16 protein-coding genes and 1 riboswitch are annotated in these 14,770 nt (G+C 73.4%); of the genes, 10 read left to right on the top strand and 6 right to left on the bottom strand.

Annotated features, from left to right (window positions below; translation table 11 throughout):
- Positions 1-72: 72 nt before the first annotated feature.
- From RF644_RS10945 to betT, 3 genes are all read right to left on the bottom strand, one after another.
- On the bottom strand, positions 73-1,659 hold the full coding sequence (locus RF644_RS10945; protein WP_368796539.1) for a GMC family oxidoreductase: 1,587 nt from the start codon (positions 1,657-1,659) through the stop codon (positions 73-75).
- Between the two features lie 115 nt (positions 1,660-1,774).
- A complete protein-coding gene (locus RF644_RS10940; RefSeq protein WP_368796538.1) occupies positions 1,775-3,268 on the bottom strand; it encodes an aldehyde dehydrogenase family protein in 1,494 nt (497 codons plus the stop codon).
- Positions 3,265-5,409 carry a choline BCCT transporter BetT gene (gene betT, locus RF644_RS10935; RefSeq protein WP_368796537.1) on the bottom strand — a complete coding sequence of 715 codons (2,145 nt, stop codon included), beginning with the start codon at positions 5,407-5,409 and terminating at the stop codon, positions 3,265-3,267. The genes RF644_RS10940 and betT overlap by 4 nt, the downstream gene beginning before the upstream one ends.
- Before the next feature lie 177 nt (positions 5,410-5,586).
- On the opposite strand from betT, the gene RF644_RS10930 reads away from it, so the two are divergent.
- The 5 genes from RF644_RS10930 to RF644_RS10910 all read left to right on the top strand — a co-directional run bounded on the left by RF644_RS10930 (position 5,587) and on the right by RF644_RS10910 (position 7,516).
- A complete protein-coding gene (locus RF644_RS10930; protein WP_368796536.1) occupies positions 5,587-6,117 on the top strand; it encodes a TetR/AcrR family transcriptional regulator in 531 nt (176 codons plus the stop codon).
- 3 nt (positions 6,118-6,120) lie between these two features.
- The gene (locus RF644_RS10925) at positions 6,121-6,468 is read left to right on the top strand and encodes a multidrug efflux SMR transporter (protein WP_368796535.1); all 348 of its coding nucleotides are present in this window, start codon (positions 6,121-6,123) and stop codon (positions 6,466-6,468) included.
- Complete coding sequence (locus RF644_RS10920) at positions 6,468-6,791, top strand: multidrug efflux SMR transporter (RefSeq protein WP_368796534.1); 324 nt, start codon at positions 6,468-6,470, stop codon at positions 6,789-6,791. The genes RF644_RS10925 and RF644_RS10920 overlap by 1 nt, the downstream gene beginning before the upstream one ends.
- A 222-nt stretch (positions 6,792-7,013) precedes the next feature.
- On the top strand, positions 7,014-7,220 hold the full coding sequence (locus RF644_RS10915) for a cold-shock protein (RefSeq protein ID WP_017832155.1): 207 nt from the start codon (positions 7,014-7,016) through the stop codon (positions 7,218-7,220).
- 107 nt (positions 7,221-7,327) lie between these two features.
- Entirely contained in the window at positions 7,328-7,516 is a 189-nt protein-coding gene (locus tag RF644_RS10910) for a hypothetical protein (RefSeq protein ID WP_368796533.1), read from the top strand.
- Positions 7,517-7,618: 102 nt separating this feature from the next.
- On the opposite strand, the gene RF644_RS10905 is transcribed toward RF644_RS10910, so the two are convergent.
- A complete protein-coding gene (locus RF644_RS10905) occupies positions 7,619-7,915 on the bottom strand; it encodes a hypothetical protein (protein WP_368796532.1) in 297 nt (98 codons plus the stop codon).
- 417 nt (positions 7,916-8,332) lie between these two features.
- Positions 8,333-8,458: riboswitch (SAM riboswitch) on the top strand.
- Between the two features lie 13 nt (positions 8,459-8,471).
- Between RF644_RS10905 and RF644_RS10900 the strand changes: the two genes are divergently transcribed.
- The gene (locus RF644_RS10900; RefSeq protein ID WP_368796531.1) at positions 8,472-8,699 is read left to right on the top strand and encodes a hypothetical protein; all 228 of its coding nucleotides are present in this window, start codon (positions 8,472-8,474) and stop codon (positions 8,697-8,699) included.
- An 11-nt stretch (positions 8,700-8,710) separates the two neighbouring features.
- Positions 8,711-9,094: a PIN domain-containing protein gene (locus RF644_RS10895; protein ID WP_368796530.1), complete on the top strand. Its 384-nt coding sequence runs from the start codon at positions 8,711-8,713 to the stop codon at positions 9,092-9,094.
- A gap of 3 nt (positions 9,095-9,097) precedes the next feature.
- Here RF644_RS10895 and RF644_RS10890 read toward each other — a convergent pair whose 3' ends face one another.
- Positions 9,098-10,273, bottom strand: coding sequence for a glycosyltransferase family 1 protein (locus tag RF644_RS10890; RefSeq protein ID WP_133410628.1), 1,176 nt, complete (start codon positions 10,271-10,273; stop codon positions 9,098-9,100).
- Positions 10,274-10,388: 115 nt separating this feature from the next.
- Here RF644_RS10890 and RF644_RS10885 point away from each other — a divergent pair, with 115 nt between their 5' ends.
- Positions 10,389-12,041, top strand: a complete 1,653-nt coding sequence (locus tag RF644_RS10885) for a DUF6350 family protein (RefSeq protein ID WP_368796608.1) — start codon at positions 10,389-10,391, stop codon at positions 12,039-12,041.
- Here the strand turns inward: RF644_RS10885 and RF644_RS10880 are convergent.
- Complete coding sequence (locus RF644_RS10880; RefSeq protein WP_115162366.1) at positions 11,930-12,436, bottom strand: hypothetical protein; 507 nt, start codon at positions 12,434-12,436, stop codon at positions 11,930-11,932. The genes RF644_RS10885 and RF644_RS10880 overlap by 112 nt on opposite strands.
- Positions 12,437-12,496: 60 nt before the next feature.
- Here RF644_RS10880 and purN point away from each other — a divergent pair, with 60 nt between their 5' ends.
- Both purN and purH read left to right on the top strand, forming a co-directional pair.
- Positions 12,497-13,078 (top strand): phosphoribosylglycinamide formyltransferase, encoded by a 582-nt coding sequence (gene purN / locus RF644_RS10875; protein ID WP_368796529.1) that lies wholly within the window; start codon positions 12,497-12,499, stop codon positions 13,076-13,078.
- A 79-nt stretch (positions 13,079-13,157) separates the two neighbouring features.
- The gene (gene purH / locus RF644_RS10870) at positions 13,158-14,768 is read left to right on the top strand and encodes a bifunctional phosphoribosylaminoimidazolecarboxamide formyltransferase/IMP cyclohydrolase (protein ID WP_368796528.1); all 1,611 of its coding nucleotides are present in this window, start codon (positions 13,158-13,160) and stop codon (positions 14,766-14,768) included.
- The last annotated feature ends 2 nt before the right edge of the window (positions 14,769-14,770 follow it).

Raw genomic sequence — 14,770 nt, 5'->3', positions numbered from 1 at the left:
GCCCCGGGTCGGTGTGCGACCCGGGGCCCGTCCGCGCCCGGTCCGGCGGCGGGGGTGCTGCGCGGGAGGCGCTCAGGCGTCCGCGGCGATCAGCTCCGCCGCGCGCTCCCCGATCATGTAGACGGTGATGTTGGGGTTCACCGTGGTCAGCTCCGGCATCACCGAGGCGTCGGCCACGCGCAGGCCGGCCACCCCCTTGACCCGCAGCTGCGGGTCCAGCGGGGACATCGCGTCGTCGGCCGGTCCCATCCGGCAGGACCCGGCCGGGTGGTAGACGGTGTTGTGGGTGCGCCGGACGTAGTCGGCGATCTCCTCGTCGGTCTGCACGTCCGGGCCCGGGAACAGCTCCGCACCGGCCCACTCGGCCAGCGCCGACTGGGCGACGATCTCCCGGGCCCTGCGGATCCCGGCGGTCATGATGCGCAGGTCGTAGCCCTCGGGGTCGGTGAAGTAGCGGGGGTCGACCCGGGGCTTGTCCCGGAAGTCCCGCGAGCGCAGCCGCACCGTGCCGCGGGAGCGCGCGTGGGTGACGTTCGGGGTGAGGCAGAAGGCGTTGTCCGAGGTGGGGTAGCCCTGCCGGTAGGTGTGCAGGTCGAAGTTGACCGAGCCGTAGTGCATCATCAGGTCCGGCCGGTCGGTGTCCGGGTCCACCTGGGTGAAGATCCCGGCCTCCCACCACTGGGTGGACTCGGTGACCATGGGCCGGCGGGCCTCCCACTGGAGCACGCCCTCGGGGTGGTCCTGCAGGTGCTCGCCGACGCCGGGGGCGTCCACGAGCACGTCCACGCCGACCTCGCGCAGGTGCTCGGCGGGTCCGATCCCGGAGAGCATCAGCAGCTTGGGGGTGTCGATGGCGCCGGCGGAGACGACCACCTCGCGGCGGGCGCGCACGGTCCGGGACGTGCCGAAGGCGTTGTCCACCACCTCGACGCCGGTCGCCCGGCCGTCCTCGACGACCACGCGCTTGGCCTGGGTCGAGTGCAGGACCGTGAGGTTGTCCCGGTCGGCGGCCGGGTGCAGGTAGGACACGGACGAGGACGCCCGGGTGCCGTCGGCGCGGCGGTTGACCTGGAAGAAGTTCGCGCCGTTGACCACGGTCTTGCCGGTGTTGAAGGTGGTGCGCGGGATCCCCGCCTGCTCGCAGGCCTCGAGCAGGGCGACGCCGCACGGGTCGTCGTCCGGGATCTGCATCAGGTGCACGGGCCCGTCGTGGCCGTGGTGGGCGCCCTCGTCGTCGTTGGTCTCGAGCTTCTGGTAGAGCCGGAAGGCGGTCTCGGCGTTCCAGCCCTCGGCGCCGTGGACCTCCTCCCACTCGTCCAGGTCCTCGGCCGGAGCCCAGAACGCGATGCACGAGTTGTGCGACGAGCAGCCGCCCAGCACCTTGGCGCGGGCCATGCGCATGTGCGAGTTGCCGTTCTCCTGCTCCTCGACGGGGTAGTCCCAGTCGTAGCCGGACTCCAGCAGCTCCATCCACCGGCTGAGGGTCAGCACCTCGTCGATGCCCCGGTCGTGCGGTCCGGCCTCGATCAGCCCGACGCTCACGGACGGGTCCTCGGACAGGCGGGCGGCGACGACGGCGCCGGCGGAGCCGCCGCCGACCACCAGGTAGTCGAACTCCTGCGGGGTCTCGGGCGCTGGGGTGGTGCTGGGCGTGGTCATGTCTCTCCTCGGGAGGGTCTCGGGAAGGTCTCGGGAAGTTTTCGGGGCGTGGCAGTTCTAGGGGCGCGCCGGCGTCGTCGTCGTGCGGGCGACGACGACGCCGGGCGGGCGCGGGTCAGGGTGCGGCGAACCAGCCGGTCACGGCGGGGGCCGTGTTCTGGTAGACGTGCTTGAGCTCCTGGTACTCGCCCAGGCCGGTGGGGCCGAGCTCGCGCCCGACGCCCGACTGCTTCATCCCGCCCCACTCCGCCTGCGGCAGGTAGGGGTGGAAGTCGTTGATCCAGATCGTGCCGTGGCGCAGCCGGCCCGCCACGCGGTGGGCGCGGCCGGCGTCCGCGGTCCACACGGCCCCGGCGAGGCCGTAGATCGTGTCGTTGCCGATCTCGACGGCCTCGTCCTCGGTGCGGAAGGTCTCGACCGTGACGGTGGGGCCGAAGGCCTCGTCGTGCACGCAGTCCATCTCGCGGGTGCAGCGGTCGATCACGGTGGGCGGGTAGAAGAAGCCCTGCCCGAGGTCCAGCGACCCGTCGGCGGACGTCCCGGTGGAGTGCTCGCCGCCGGTGCGGACGCGCGCCCCCTGCTCGCGGGCGCGCTCCACGTACGCGTGCACCTTCTCGCGCTGGGCCGCCGAGATGAGGGGCCCGGTCTCGGCCTGCTCGTCGAAGGGTCCGCCGAGGCGGATCCGCTCGGCCCGGCGGACGAGCTCGTCGACGAAGCGCTCGGCGATCGACTCCTCGACCACCAGGCGCGCCCCGGCAGAGCAGACCTGCCCGGAGTGCACGAACGCGGCGTTGAGGGCGTTGTCCACGGCGGCGTCGAAGTCGGCGTCCGCGAAGACCACGTTGGGGTTCTTGCCGCCGAGCTCCAAGGCGACCTTCTTCACGGTGGGCGCGGCGGCGGCCGCGATCCGCCGGCCGGTCAGCACGCCGCCGGTGAAGGAGACGAGGTCCACGTCGGGGGAGGAGGACAGCGGCGCGCCTGCCTCGGCGCCGGCGCCCAGCACGAGGTTGGCCACGCCGTCGGGCAGGCCGACCTCCTGGAGGACCTGCATCATCAGGATCGCCGTGTGCGGGGTGAGCTCGGCGGGCTTGAGCACGAAGGTGCACCCGGCGGCGATCGCCGGGGCGATCTTCCACGCGGCCTGGAGCAGCGGGTAGTTCCAGGGCGTGATCATCCCGCACACGCCCACGGGCTCGGTGACGACCTTCGAGACCACGGTGGGGTCCCCGGCGTCGACGACGCGCCCGGCCTGCTCCGCGGCGGCCTTGCCGAAGTACGTGAAGCACGCGGCGATGTCGTCCATGTCGATCTCGGACTCGACCAGCCGCTTGCCGGTGTCGAGGGACTCGGCGCGGGCGAACTCGTCCTTGCGCTCGCGCAGCCGGGCGGCGACCCGCAGCAGCAGGTCCCCGCGCTCCGGGGCCGGCACGGACGACCAGCGGCCGTCGTCGAAGGCGCGGCGGGCCGCGGCGATCGCGCGCTCGGTGTCCTGCGCGGTCGCCTCGGCGACGGTGCCGACCTCGGCGCCGTCGGCGGGACAGACGATGGTGCGGGTGCCGCCCTCGGCGGCGGCCTGCCACTGGCCGTCGATATACAAAGTGCTGCTCACGGGTGTGCCTCCTTCGCCGCGGGGATCTGCCCCGTCGGCACGTCGTGGATGTCGGTGGACCAGTCGGGGTGGCCCTGCTCGCCGTCCTGGATGACGGACGGCCCGTCGTGGATGCTCAGGAAGGCCAGGTGCGCCTCCCAGCTGTCGAGGACGTCGTTGATGACCTGCTCGTGGCTCCAGTCCATGACGTCCGTGCCCTGCGAGCCGGTCTCGTTGAAGACCTCCAGGCGGTAGTACAGGTCGGAGTCCGGGTTGGTGCGGAACCCGCCGAAGGCCGGCACGGGCGTGGCCACCGGATAGATCTGGTAGCAGAAGTCCCGGTCCTCGCCCATCCGCACGGTCAGCGTGTGCTCGGACAGGTCCTGGTAGCCGACCACCGAGCTGGTGAGCCCGGCGTCGAGGCCCTGGGCCCGGAACTCCTCGACGACCTCCGCGAGGGCGGGGACGAGCGCCTCGTCCTCGTAGCGGCGCACGGCCTTAGGGCCCGGGAACGAGCCGGTCCGGGAGAGCCGCCGGCGCCAGTGGCTGTCCGGGCCGGGGATGCGGGACGCGGCCGCGGAGCGGCGGGTGGAGCTGCGTCCCTCGCGCTGGGAGCGCTCGGCGCGCAGGGCCTTCCAGAACCCGATCATGACCAGGTACATCACGATCGAGAAGGGCAGGCCGATGATCAGCGTGGCGGCCTGCAGGGTCGGCACCCCGCCCACCAGCAGCATCGCCAGGGTCAGCAGCCCGGTGGCGGCGGCCCAGAAGATGCGCAGCCACTTGGGCCCGTCCTGGGTGGGGTCCTGGATCGTCGAGGTGAACGTCGACATCACGAGCGCGCCCGAGTCGGCGCTCGTGACGTAGAACAGCAGCCCGGCCAGCGAGGCGAGCGCGATGAGCACCGGCGCGCCCGGGTACTGCTCGAGCAGCGAGTAGAACGCCCGCTCGGGGGTGTTCATGGCGGCCTGGCCGAAGGCGTCGTCGCCGCCCGTGACGATCGCCAGGGCGCTGTTGCCGAAGACCGAGACCAGGATGAGGATGAACAGGAACGGCACGGTCAGGGTCGCGATCACGAACTCGCGCAGGGTACGGCCCCGGGAGATCCGCGCCAGGAACAGGCCGACGAACGGCGCCCAGGCGATCCACCAGGCCCAGAAGAAGAGGGTCCACCCCGCCATCCACTCCGCCGCACCGGTGTAGGCGAACGTCTCCATGGTCATCCCCGGCAGCGAGGAGACGTAGTCGCCGAGGTTCTGCACCGTGGCGTCGAGCAGGAACGAGGTCCGGCCGGCCACGAGCACCCAGACGATCAGCGCCACGGCCATGAGCACGTTGAGCTCGGAGAGCCTGCGGATGCCCTTGTCCACGCCCGAGACGCACGAGGCGGTGGCCATCACCACGGCCACGACGATCAGCCCGATCTGCGCCGCGGTCCCCTCCTCGATCCCGAAGAGCAGGTAGAGGCCGTAGTTGAGCTGCACCACGCCGATGCCCAGCGAGGTCGCCACGCCGAAGATCGTGCCCAGCAGCGCCGCGATGTCCACGACGTCCCCCGTGCGCCCCTGCACCCGCCTGCCGATCAGCGGGTAGAGGGCCGAGCGGATGCTCAGGGGCATGTTCCACCGGTAGGCGAAGTAGCCGAAGGCCATGCCCATCAGCGCGTACATCGCCCAGCCCGTGACGCCGTAGTGGAACAGCGTCCACACCACGGCCATGCGGGTGGCCTCGGCCGTCCCGCCCTCCCCGGCGGGCGGGCCGTAGTACTGGGTGACGGGCTCGGCCACGGAGAAGAACAGCAGGTCGATGCCGATGCCGGCGGCGAAGAGCATCGCGGTCCAGGTGAACAGGTTGTACTGCGGCTTCGAGTGGTCGGGGCCCATCTTGATGGTCCCCTCCCGGGAGAACGCCACGACCAGGACGAAGACCGTCACCACCGTGGCCGTCAGGACGTAGAACCAGCCCATGTTGGTCGCGATCCAGCCGACCACGGCGTTGATCACCGCGGAGGCCTGGTCGGGGGCGAGGATCGCCCACAGGGAGAACAGGATGATGGTCACGCCCGAGCCGGCGAACACGACCCAGTTCACCGTCGGTCGGGGGCGCTGGGCGCCGTTGGGGGCCTCGCTCTTGGACGTGCTGTCGTGCACGGCAGTGGTCATGGGACGGGTCCTCCTGTGGAGAGTGGTCCAGGGCGGGGTGCACCCGGTGACCGGACCTGCACGGACCGGGCGGGGCGGGACGTCGTCGTCGTGTAGTGGGCCCGTGCCGTGCTGGACAGCACATCGGCCGTGCGCAACATCGTGACACCTTCCTTCCGGTTGGTAAAGTTCTTTTTCATGAGCACCTCCTCCCGCGAGCGCATCCTCGACGGCGCCCTCGAGCTGATCCGGGGCGGCGGTACGGTCTCCCTGGCGTCGGCCGCGCGGCAGGCGGGTCTGACCAAGCCCGGGGTGATGTACCACTTCCCCACCAAGGAGGCGCTGATGCTCGCCCTGGTGGACCGGGTGATGGACGGCTGGGACGCGCAGATGGCCCGCCGCCTGCCCGGCCCGCCGGAGCAGGTGCCCGCGGCGGAGCGGCTGCGCGCCTACCTCGACTGGTGCCTGTCCGGGGAGGTCGACGAGACCGACCTCGTGATGCTCACCGACCAGCGGCTGCGCGCCACGCTCAAGGAGCGCTGGGTCGCGCGGGTGGAGCCGTGGGTGGACCTGCCCGAGGACCTGCCCGCCGAGCGCCGGAGCCGGCTGCTGGCCGTGCGGCTGCTCGCCGACGGCGTGTGGTTCGCCGACGCCGCGGGCGTCTTCGCCCCCGACCCGCAGGAGCGGGCCCGGGTCAGGGCGGTCGCCGACGAGCTCCTGGAGGGCTGAGCCGTGCTGCGCAGGCTGCTGCTGCTCGCCGCCGTGCTCGCCGAGGTGGCGGCCACGCTGTCGCTGAAGGCGGCTCTGGACGAGCCCGCCTGGTACGTGCTCGTCGTCACCGGCTACCTCGCCGCGTTCACCCTCCTGGCGGCCGTGCTGCGCCGCGGCACGCCGGTGGGGGTCGCCTACGGCGTGTGGGCCGCCCTCGGGGTGATGCTCACCGCCCTGGCGGCGGCCGTGGTCTACGGTGAGCGGCTGGGCCCGGCCGTGCTGGCCGGGATCGTGCTGGTCGTGGCCGGCGTGCTGTGCGTGGAGCTCGGCTCCCGCCGCCCCGCCCGCGAGACCGAGGAGGCAGCCTGATGGCCTGGCTCTTCCTCAGTGTCTCGATCCTCACCGAGGTCGCCGGGACCCTGTCCCTGCGGATGGCCGCCGGGGGCCGCCGCCGCTGGTACGCCGCCGTGACCGTCGGCTACCTGGTGGCGTTCACCTGCCTGAGCCTCGTCCTGGCCGAGGGCATGGCGCTGGGCGTCGCCTACGGCATCTGGTCGGCCTCCGGCGTGGCGCTGACGGCGCTGGCCGGCCGGGTCCTGTTCCGCGAGCCGTTCACCTGGGTGACGGCGGCCGGGGTGGCTCTCATCGCCGGCGGAGTGCTCCTCATCGAGCTCGGCGCCCCGCCGGTCTGAGCGGTCCCCGGCGCCGGGCCGGGTCCGCCGCACCGCCCCGGGTGGTGCGGCGCCGGATCTCGTGTAGAGTAGTCCGCAGTTGTTGAGGTTCGTTTTTGTCTTTCAAGCAGTTCGGCCCACTCGGGTGCAGCAGTTTTTCTGAGAAGACGTTTTCCATGCATCACAACTGTTTTGTTTCTCGAACGTCGGGAAACGTTCATCTCATGAAGGATCAGGTCTCCCATGACTACCGGTATCGTCAAGTGGTTCAACGCTGACAAGGGCTTCGGCTTCATCACCCCCGAGGACGGCTCCAAGGACGTCTTCGCCCACTTCTCCGCGATCAACTCGAACGGCTTCCGCTCGCTGAACGAGAACGACCGCGTCGAGTTCGAGACCCAGGACGGCCCCAAGGGCCCCCAGGCTGCGAACATCAACGTCATCTCCTAAGGATCTTCCGCGGGCTCCGGCCCGTTGATCCTCCAGAACCGTCGTCGGGCTGCGCCCGGCGGCGGTTCTGTCGTCGTACCCGCCGAGCAGCACCGGGAGGAAGCGCCGTGACCGTTCCCGATCCGCTCCCCGCCGCGGAGGAGCCGGAGGACCCCTTCGTGGTGAACCGGGTCTCCGACGCCGAGCTGGACGTCTCCGTGCCGTTCGAGGTCGAGGCCTCCGAGTGGACATTCGACGGCTCCGCCGACGAGGCCGGCGGCGGGTGGGGCTTGGCGGGGGACTACGGCCTCGAGTGAGCACCCCGCGGGTCCCACCGGCGCTCCGGACGTCACCGTCCTCCGGCACGACGGAGGCCGCAGCCCGACGGGCTGCGGCCTCCGTGCGCTCCTGTCCGCCGGCTATGCCGACATCGGGAGGGACGAGGGGTGGAGCTTGAAGAACGGGTGCCGTCCGGTCGCCGCGAGGGCTCCGGGAACGAGGAGCTGGCGGTACTTGGCGCACCATTGCGCCGTACCCTCCGTGTGCTCCGCCGCGGCGGCCAGGTCGTCGGCCTCGGGGCTCAGGTACTCCTGCACGTCCCCGTCGGTCGACGTGAGACGGACGAGGTGCAGATCGGGGAGGGCGGTGACGGTCACGTCGATCCACTCCTCGCGCTGGTCGGTGGTGATGGCTGTTCTTTCTTCGGACATGGTCATGTTTTCTCCTGACGTTCTTGCAGGCATCCGATGGCGTTGCCCGCCGCTTCGTCATCCGATCCACCCGGGAACATCGGGTTGGCGCGCAGCGGGTCGGAGCCCCTCCACGGTTCCGCCGGGGATCGTCGATCTCCGGCCGAGGGCGTGGACGCCGCATCTCGAGAAGCAGGTTCAGGCTACCCCGCGGCACCGACACCACGACAAGCGAGTCGTGAGTTGTGTCACTGAAACGTAATGCGCGGGGTCGTCGCCTGCGCCGTCCCCGGTCCTACGGGACCCATTCCAGCGCAACGATGTGTCGTCGAGATGTCCGGGCGGTGACACCCCGGGGAAGGCCTGTGCACAGGAGGGGGGCACCGGATCCGGCCGGGGCGCCGCACCGGACACGGTTCGGCCGATGTGGTTCAATGGGGAGAGCTTCAAGAGACCCGGTCGGCAAGCTCCGACTTGACCGGGCACCAACCCCATGTTCACGGGTGGTTCGGATGACGAAGCGGCTCGCATCGCCGCAGCAGCGGTACCCGGTGCGAGCAAGAGCGCACGAAGGATCCCGGTCATGTCCGACCCCCGCCACTCGGCCGCCCGCACGGGCGCGTATCCCCAGCCCTCCCTCGCCGTCCCGGCCACCGGGGACGGAGCCCGCCGCGGCCCCGCGCCGAGCGTCCCGGCGATCAGCGTCTCCGCCATGAGCGTCGAGGACTACGCCCGCGTGGTGCAGGTCCGCACCGAGTTCGTGGACTTCCTGCTGGCTCCGGCCCGCGGGGAGCTCGCCGCCGCGGCCTGAGGCCCGCCGCCGTGGACCTCCTCCTGGACCGTTCCGTGCTGCTGGGGGTGCGCACCCCGGAGCGCTGCCCCGAGCTGGCCGAGGCCCTGCGCCGGCACGGACACCGGCGGCTGTTCCTGCCCGCCACGGTGCTCGGGGAGCTGCTCGCCGAGCGGCCCGACGAGACGCTGTGGGCGGAGCAGCTCGAGCTGCGCTTCCCGGGCCGGGTGCTCCCCGCGGACGCCGCCGTGGCCCGGGCGTGGGGAGCGCTGGCCGCGACGGGGGCGGCCGACCCGCTCGCCGGGCTCACCGCGGCCACGGCCCTGGTGCACGGGCTGACCGTGCTGACCGCGGAGCCGGAGCGGTACGCCGGCACCGGGGCGCCCGTGCTGGACGCGTCCCCCGCCCGCCGGTAGCCCTCAGACGGCCCGGCGGTGCCGCCGGCCCCGCCCCTGCCCCTGGGCCGAGAGCGCCACGGCGCGCTCGTAGTGCTCGAGCAGCTGCCCGACCAGCACGTCCCACGTCCGGCCCTGGACCGCCGCGTGCGCCGCGACGCCGAACGCGGCCCGCTTCGCCTCGTCGCCCAGGAGATCCGCCACGTGCCCGCGCAGCGCCCCGAGGTCGCCCGGGGGATAGAGCCAGCCGGTGCGGGACCGGTCCACGAGGTCGAGGGGCCCACCCCGGCCGGTCGCGACCACCGGCACCCCCGAGGCCATGGCCTCCTGGATCGTCTGGCAGAACGTCTCGAACTCGCCGGGGTGGACGAACACGTCGAAGGACGCCATGATGCGCGCCAGGTCGGCGCCGCTGCGGCGCCCGGTGAAGTGGGCCTGCGGGAGCCGGCGGCGCAGGGCGTCCTCCTCCGGGCCCGAGCCCACGACCACCAGACGGGTGCCGGGCAGGTCCGCGACCGCGGAGAGGTCCTCGACCTGCTTCTCCGGGGCGATCCGGCCCACGTAGCCGACGATCCGCCGGCCGCCGCCGACCTCCTCCCGCCACCGCTCGTCCCGGTGCCGGGGGGAGAAGCGGGTGGTGTCCACCCCGCGCCGCCACAGGTGCACGTCCTGGACGCCGTGCTCGGTGAGCTGCCGGACCGCCGCGGTGGACGGCGCGAGCGTGAGCGTGGCGAGGTTGTGCATGGAGCGCACGTGCCCCCACAGGAGCTGCTCGAGGAACGGGGCCCCGTACTTGGCCGCGTAGCCGGGCACGTCGGTCTGGTAGACCGCCACGCACGGCACCCCGAGCTGCTGGGCCGCCAGGATCGCCCGGCGGCCCAGCACGAACGGGGAGGCCACGTGGACCACGTCCGGCCGGAAGCGCTCCAGCTGCCGCCGCACCCGGGCCACGGTCCCGCCGGCCACCCGCACGGCGGGGTAGCCGGTGAGCGGAACGGCGGGCAGCCGGTGCACCGGCACCCCGTCGAGGTCCTCGACGACCTGCTCCGCCGGGCGCCCCAGCGGCGCGGGGTCGTAGGAGGGCGCCACGACCACGACGTCATGCCCGCCGGCGACCAGCTGCTCGACGACCCGCAGCACCGAGTGGGTGACTCCGTTGAGGTGGGGGAGGAACTGCTCGGCGACCACGGCGACTCTCATGCTCCCGAGCCTGCCGGGGCCCGGCGACCGGACGGCAAGCGGGGCGTGGCCCGCCGGTGAAGGCGCCGTGAAGCCTCGGCCGGGGTGCCGCCCGGGCGTGGGAGGATGGTCGGTGATGAACTCCCAAGGCCTGTCCTCCCCCGCTGCACGCCCGGACCGCCGGGGTGTGCCCATGCCGCTGTGGCTGCAGGGCGCGCTGGAACTCGGCTCCGTGGCCGTGGTGTCCTACCTGCTGGTCCTGCTGACCGTCCTCATGGTGTGGCTCGCCGACGGCTTCGACACCCTCGGCCTGACCGGCGGGTTCGTGCTCTCCGGCCACGTGTGGCTGCTCGCCCACCTCACCCCGCTCCAGGTGGCCCTGGACCCGGGCGCAGGGCTGCCCGCGACCACCGGGACGCTCAACCTCGTCCCGCTCGGGCTGACCCTCGTGCCGTTCGCGCTCTCCTGGCACGCTGGGAGACGGCTGGCCCGCGCCTGCTGGGAGGGCCAGTTCTGGCAGCCGTACCTCAGCGGCCTGGCCGCCTACTCCGCGTTCGGCGCCGCCGCCGCGCTGCTCTTCAGCGGAGGGGAGGTCTCGGCGAGCCCGGCCGCGGCCGCCGTCTTCCCGCTCGTCCCCGTGGCCCTGGGCGGGTTCGTGGGCGCGTACCGGGCCTCCCGGTCGCTGCCGGGACTGATCGGCGTCAACGCCGCCGCGTGGGTCGAGCGCACGAGCCAGTACTCCCGCTGGGCCGGGTCCTACGCGTGGGCGGTGCTGCGCGCCGGCTTCGTCGCGGCCGTGGCCGGGGTCGGGGCCGGGGCCGCCCTGCTGGCCGCCGCCCTGTTCTGGAACTGGAACGACGTGGTGGGCGTCTACCAGCGGCTGGGCACCGGCGTGCCGGGGGACACCGCGCTGACGGGACTCCAGCTCGGCTACCTGCCCAACCTCGCGGTCTACGCCCTGGCCTGGGCCACGGGCGCGGGCTTCGAGCTCGGCTCCGGCACGCACGCCTCTCCGCTGGGCACCGAGGCCGGGCCCGTGCCGCTGCTCCCGGCGCTCGCCGCGCTGCCGCCCGCCGAGCTCCCGGCCTGGGCGCTCGTGGTGGTCGTGCTGCCAGTCCTGGCCGGCGTCCTCGCCGGCTGGTGGTTCCTGCGCGAGGGGGAGAACCACCTGGACGACTGGATGGCGCTGCGGCTGCCCGCGCGCTGGATCACGTACCCGCTCTCGACGCTGCTGACCGGGGTCTTCGTAGGCGCCGTCGCGGGCGTGCTGGTGATGCTGCTGAGCTGGCTCGCGCACGGCTCGCTGGGGCTCGGCCGGCTCACGGACGTGGGGCCGGACGGTCCCGCCGTGCTGCTGCTGTTCGGCGCCGAGGTGGCCGTCGGGGCGGCGGTCGGCTGCGTGGTGGGACCGTGGCTCGAGCACGAGCCGCCGTTCGCGCCGCCCCGCGGCGGCGAGGACGGCGAGGACGGGACGCCGGCCGGCCGGCGGGCGGCGCGCCGGCGGCGCCGGGAGGAGACCGCGGCCCGGCGCGCCATGCGCTCGGCCGGCCGGCGGAGGCCGCGGCCCGCACGCGGGCACGGGGCTGACCAGCACGGCACCGAGGGGCAGGGCGCCGACGGGCCCGGGACCGGCCGCAGCACCGCGGACGGGCACCGGGACGCGGGCCCGTGGGCGGCTCAGGGGCCGGCCGTGGCGGAGACCGGGTCCGCGGAGGCGTTCGACGTGGACGCGGCCGAGGCGCCCGCGGCGTCCTCCGACGCCGGCGCCGCAGGGCCGCCGGAGAGATAGCTCCAGATCCCGTCCTCGAGCTCCTGCTGGCACTGCGCCGCCCCGGAGAGGGTGAGGGTGCCGGCCACGCACTCCTGGTAGGCCTCGGCCACCGGCCACAGCGCCAGACGGGCCCCGCCGGTGAGCAGGCTCAGCGCGCCCAGCACGATCGCGGCGACCGCGCTCAGCACCAGCAGCCGGCGCGTGCCGGTCCCGCGGGAGCGCACGAGCGCCGCGACGCCCAGCCCGATCCCGAGGGCGGCCAGCACGACCCCGGCCACGGTCGGCCACAGGGCGGAGCCGACGAGCACCAGGGCGACCGCCGCGCACACCAGCGCGCCCCCTGCCGTGCGGGTCGCGGCGGCGCGTCGTGCGTCCGCGGGGGCTGCCTCGGGGGTCGGGCGGGGAGGGGTCATGCCCTTCACTCTAGGGCACCCCGGGGGGCCCTCCCCGCCCGCCCGACTAGACTCGGGGGCATGCGCATCGTGGTCATGGTCTCCGGCTCCGGCACCAATCTGCAGGCGGTCCTCGACGCCGTCCGGGAGGGCCGGATCGACGTCGAGATCGCCGCCGTGGGCGCGGACAAGCCCTGCACCGGCCTGGAGCGGGCCCGGGAGGCCGGCGTCGAGACGTTCCTCGTCCGGCCCGGCGACCACCCCGACCGGACGCGGTGGAACCGTGCCCTGCAGGAGGCGGTGGCCGCCCGGGAGCCCGACCGGATCGTCTTCGCGGGGTTCATGCGGATCGTGGACGCCGAGTTCGTCGAGACGTTCGCGGGGCGCATCGTCAACACCCACCCCTCGCTGCTGCCGTCCTTCCCGGGGGCGCACGCGGTGCGGGACGCCCTCGCGCACGGGGTGAAGGTCACCGGCGTCACCGTCCACGAGGTCGTGGCCGACGTCGACGCCGGTCCGATCCTGGCGCAGGCGGCGGTGCCCGTGGAGGAGGGGGACACCGAGGCGCAGCTGCACGAGCGGATCAAGGCCGCCGAGCGCGAGCTGCTCGTGCGCACGCTCGGCGCGGCGGCCCGGCAGGGAGCCCTGCACGACGCCCGGTGAGCAGGCCCGGCGAGGGTCCGTAAAATGGTTCCCGGCGGATCCCGCCGGCAACCCCAGACCTCGAACGCTTGGAGAACCTGTGAGCCCCACCCAGCTTGACCGCGTGCCCCTCAAGAGGGCGCTGGTGTCCGTCTACGACAAGACCGGGCTGGAGGGTCTCGCCACGGGGCTGCACCGGGCCGGCGTCGCGATCGTGTCCACCGGCTCGACCGCGCGGCGCATCGCCGACCTGGGCGTGCCGGTGACGGAGGTCGCGGAGGTCACCGGGTTCCAGGAGTGCCTGGAGGGGCGGGTCAAGACCCTGCACCCGCGGGTGCACGCGGGCATCCTCGCGGACCGCCGGAAGCAGGACCACATGGACCAGCTCGCCGAGCTGGAGATCGAGCCGTTCGACCTCGTGGTCGTGAACCTTTACCCGTTCGTGGACACCGTGCGCTCCGGCGCGGGCCAGGACGAGGTCGTCGAGCAGATCGACATCGGCGGGCCCTCCATGGTCCGGGCCGCCGCGAAGAACCACGCGGCCGTGGCCGTGGTCGTGGACCCGTCCTCCTACGACGCGGTTGTGGAGGCGGCGGCCTCGGGCGGCTTCGACCTGCGGGCACGCCGCCGGCTGGCCGCCGCGGCGTTCGCGCACACCGCCGCCTACGACACCGCGGTGGCCACCTGGACGGCCCAGCAGTTCGAGCAGGACGAGGACGCCAACTTCTGGCCGCCCTACGCCGGCCTGGCCCTGCAGCGCTCGGCCTCCCTGCGCTACGGCGAGAACCCCCACCAGAAGGGGGCGCTCTACGTGGACGAGGCCGCGTCCCCCGGCATCGCCCAGGCCGACCAGCTGCACGGCAAGGAGATGTCCTACAACAACTACGTGGACGCCGACGCCGCGCTGCGCGCCGCCTACGACTTCGACGAGCCGGCCGTGGCCGTGGTCAAGCACAACAACCCCTGCGGGCTGGCCGTGGCCACCCCCGGTGCCGAGGACCCGATCGCCGACGCCCACCGCAAGGCCCACGCGTGCGACCCGCTCTCCGCCTACGGCGGGGTCATCGCCGCGAACCGGACCGTGACCCGGGCGATGGCCGAGACCGTGCAGGACATCTTCACCGAGGTGGTCGTGGCCCCCGGCTTCGAGCCTGCGGCCCTGGAGATCCTGCAGGCCAAGAAGAACATCCGCCTGCTCGAGCTGCCCGAGGGCTTCGAGCGGGACGTCCTCGAGTACCGGCAGATCTCCGGCGGCGCGCTGCTGCAGGTCTCGGACCGGCTCGACGCCGCGGGCGACGACCCCGCCGGCTGGACGCTGGCCGCGGGGGAGCCGGCGGACGAGCGGACGCTCGCCGACCTCGCCTTCGCGTGGACGTCGCTGCGGGCGGTGAAGTCCAACGCGATCCTGCTCGCCGACCGCGGCGCGTCCGTGGGCATCGGCATGGGCCAGGTCAACCGGGTGGACTCCTGCAAGCTCTCCGTGGAGCGGGCCAACGCCCTGGGCGAGGACGGCGCCGAGCGCGCGCGCGGCGCCGTGGCGGCCTCGGACGCGTTCTTCCCGTTCGCGGACGGCCTCCAGGTGCTCCTCGACGCCGGCGTGCGCGCCGTGGTACAGCCCGGCGGCTCGATCCGGGACGAGGAGGTCGTGGCCGCGGCCGAGGCCGCCGGCGTGACGATGTACTTCACCGGGGCCCGGCACTTCTTCCACTGAGC

It is taken from the genome of Kocuria sp. CPCC 205258 (genome assembly GCF_040981005.1).
Taxonomy (GTDB): domain Bacteria; phylum Actinomycetota; class Actinomycetes; order Actinomycetales; family Micrococcaceae; genus Kocuria; species Kocuria rosea.
Note: the sequence above shows the minus strand (reverse complement) of the source record. Positions and strands in the feature narration are given on the sequence as shown.

Excerpts from the sequence above, each read along its gene's own strand:
- RF644_RS10900 (WP_368796531.1), top strand. The coding sequence starts at position 8,472 with ATGTCCGACCCCCGCCACTCGGCCGCCCGCACGGGCGCGTATCCCCAG.
- purN (WP_368796529.1), top strand. The coding sequence starts at position 12,497 with ATGCGCATCGTGGTCATGGTCTCCGGCTCCGGCACCAATCTGCAGGCG.
- RF644_RS10915 (WP_017832155.1), top strand. The coding sequence starts at position 7,014 with ATGACTACCGGTATCGTCAAGTGGTTCAACGCTGACAAGGGCTTCGGC.
- RF644_RS10930 (WP_368796536.1), top strand. The coding sequence starts at position 5,587 with ATGAGCACCTCCTCCCGCGAGCGCATCCTCGACGGCGCCCTCGAGCTG.
- RF644_RS10920 (WP_368796534.1), top strand. The coding sequence starts at position 6,468 with ATGGCCTGGCTCTTCCTCAGTGTCTCGATCCTCACCGAGGTCGCCGGG.
- RF644_RS10885 (WP_368796608.1), top strand. The coding sequence starts at position 10,389 with ATGAACTCCCAAGGCCTGTCCTCCCCCGCTGCACGCCCGGACCGCCGG.
- RF644_RS10905 (WP_368796532.1), bottom strand. The coding sequence starts at position 7,915 with ATGACCATGTCCGAAGAAAGAACAGCCATCACCACCGACCAGCGCGAG.
- RF644_RS10945 (WP_368796539.1), bottom strand. The coding sequence starts at position 1,659 with ATGACCACGCCCAGCACCACCCCAGCGCCCGAGACCCCGCAGGAGTTC.
- RF644_RS10890 (WP_133410628.1), bottom strand. The coding sequence starts at position 10,273 with ATGAGAGTCGCCGTGGTCGCCGAGCAGTTCCTCCCCCACCTCAACGGA.
- RF644_RS10880 (WP_115162366.1), bottom strand. The coding sequence starts at position 12,436 with ATGACCCCTCCCCGCCCGACCCCCGAGGCAGCCCCCGCGGACGCACGA.
- betT (WP_368796537.1), bottom strand. The coding sequence starts at position 5,409 with ATGACCACTGCCGTGCACGACAGCACGTCCAAGAGCGAGGCCCCCAAC.